We start from the raw sequence: 247 nt of genomic DNA, 5'->3' as shown, positions 1-247 counted from the left end.
ACGGCGCTAGTGTATAAGAAAGAACATGGTTCATTGGAAGAGATTGGAGAATCAAGACATGTTCCAGCTGGAGTGGCATAAGATAAACAAGCTCGAACATTATCCATGCCATATCCAGGTGGTCCTCACATTGAACGCCTTGCACATGAAGGGGAACCGACAATCGATTTGCCACGAGCATGGCTAGAACCTGATTCGTAACATTTCAGATTCAGTCCATTGAAATCAGCAGTTATCAACACCAGTC

At 44.5% G+C, this 247-nt stretch carries 1 pseudogene; it reads left to right on the top strand.

The features are described 5' to 3' along the window. Positions 1-198: pseudogene (locus JDS99_RS31410) on the top strand (tRNA (adenosine(37)-N6)-threonylcarbamoyltransferase complex transferase subunit TsaD); the annotation flags it as partial. Positions 199-247: the final 49 nt, after the last annotated feature.

This window comes from Bacillus cereus group sp. N6 (assembly GCF_016483705.1).
GTDB lineage: Bacteria > Bacillota > Bacilli > Bacillales > Bacillaceae_G > Bacillus_A > Bacillus_A wiedmannii.
This window is presented reverse-complemented; position numbering and strand designations above follow the sequence as displayed.